The 1,799-nt window shown below is 65.1% G+C and carries 1 protein-coding gene; it reads left to right on the top strand.

The features are described from left to right. Window positions 1-382 precede the first annotated feature (382 nt). Window positions 383-1,432, top strand: coding sequence for an IS110 family RNA-guided transposase (locus H537_RS0130405; RefSeq protein WP_029000901.1), 1,050 nt, complete (start codon window positions 383-385; stop codon window positions 1,430-1,432). Window positions 1,433-1,799 lie beyond the last annotated feature (367 nt).

Below are 1,799 nucleotides of genomic sequence, written 5' to 3'. Positions count from 1 at the left end.
GGCAAGTCCGACCTCTACGCGGTGATGAAGTCGCTGGCCGAGTAACGCCACCCACCGGCGGGCGAGCGCTCACGGCGCCGCCTGCGGTTCCCATCGGCGTGCAACGCGCCGGTGCACGGTGGCGTCCCATGCGGCGCCACCGGTCCTGAATCAACACAAAAGCGGCAGGGAGCCTGTTGCCTCCGGTGTGTCCAGGAGCAGCGACAGGCCCTGTCGCGCCTGGAGATGGTATGGACGCCTCCCCCCTGTTGAACCGACATCCCGGCTTGCCGGGCGGTGGGAACACCGCTTACCAGAGGTGAAGAGTGGGACCTCGCGTCGGACGGCATCGAAGTGCCAGAGTGGAGTTGCGCTGAACAACTCCTGAAGACGGAGGCCCCAAATGAATCGTACGACCTACGGCTTGGACTTGGCGAAGAACGTGATGCAACTGCACTGGGTCGATGCCCGAACCGGCGAGATCGGACGCAAGAAGCTGCCGCGCGCGAAGCTGGCACCGTACTTTGCGCAGCTGCAGCCGGTGCGCATTGCGATGGAGGCCTGTGGCAGCGCGCACCACTGGGCACGCGTTCTGGGTGGGCTGGGCCACCAGGTGGAGTTGCTGCCGACGCAGCAGGTCAAGCCCTTCGTGCGCAGCAACAAGGACGATGCGGCCGATGCACGAGCCATTTGGCTCGCGGCTCAGCAGTCCGATATCCGCCGTGTGAGCGCCAAGAGCGTCGAGCAGCAGGCGGTGCTGGCGCTGCACCGCACGCGCTCGCACTGGGTGAGCGTGCGCACGGCCACCGTCAATGCGCTGCGTGGGCTGCTCTATGAGTTCGGCGTCGTACTGCGCGGCGGGCGCCAAGCAGGGTTGAAGGCGCTGGCACAGCAGCGCGCCGAGATCGATGCGCAGTTGCCCGCGGTGATGCACACCTTGGTGGATGGGCAGCTACAGACGCTGGCCCAGCTTGAGGAGCGCATCGACGAGCTGGAGCACCAGCTCGCAGCACTGCAGCAGCAACTCGACAACGCCCGCACGCTGCGCGAGGTGCCAGGCATCGGGCTGCTGGGATCCACGGCGCTGGCGGCCACGCTGGGCGACGGGAGTGCCTGGCACTCGGGCCGGGAGTTCTCCGCCAGCTTGGGGCTGGTGCCCGCGCACAGCGGCACGGGGGGCAAGACACACATCGGACACATCTCCAAGCGCGGCGACCCGTACGTGCGCACGCTGCTCATTCACGGCGCGCGCTCGGTCATCGAGAACGCCAAGCACAAGCCTCGGTGGCTGGAGCAGATGCTGGCACGCCGGCCACTGAACGTGGTAGCCGTGGCGCTGGCCAACAAGATGGCACGCACGGCCTGGGCCTTGGTGGCCCATGGGCGTGAGTACCAGCGGGAGTGGAAGAGCACCCCGCCCAAGGGTTGCGCCGCGCAAGCGGTTGCAACGTAAACAAACTTACCTAAGGAGTGGATGCCGCAAAGAGTGCGCGAGTCGAGTCGATGAAGTGATGGCAACGCGGTCGGACCGCGGGTCGGGTAAAGCTGCATGATGTCTGGAACGAGCCTTACGGCGAAGTTCACCATTGGAGATGAGCACCGACCCTGCGAATGACCATCAAGGCCAGCAGCGGGCTTACACCCGGACTGCACCAGTAGGCCGGATATAAGACCGCAGTCAATTCCGCCGAGTCAGAACTTCAAGAACTCGCTTGCCACACGGGAGGCGAATACGAAGGGACTTCCCCAGTTCTTTGACGGTGTCGAAGCACCAAGATTGACCTGTGGATCGTCATTCGGAGCGAACAGGAGAAGCCCCA

Source organism: Azohydromonas australica DSM 1124, assembly GCF_000430725.1.
GTDB classification, from domain to species: Bacteria; Pseudomonadota; Gammaproteobacteria; order Burkholderiales; family Burkholderiaceae_C; genus Azohydromonas; species Azohydromonas australica.
This window is presented reverse-complemented; position numbering and strand designations above follow the sequence as displayed.

Coding starts and splice junctions, on each gene's coding strand:
- H537_RS0130405 (WP_029000901.1), top strand. CDS start 383: ATGAATCGTACGACCTACGGCTTGGACTTGGCGAAGAACGTGATGCAA.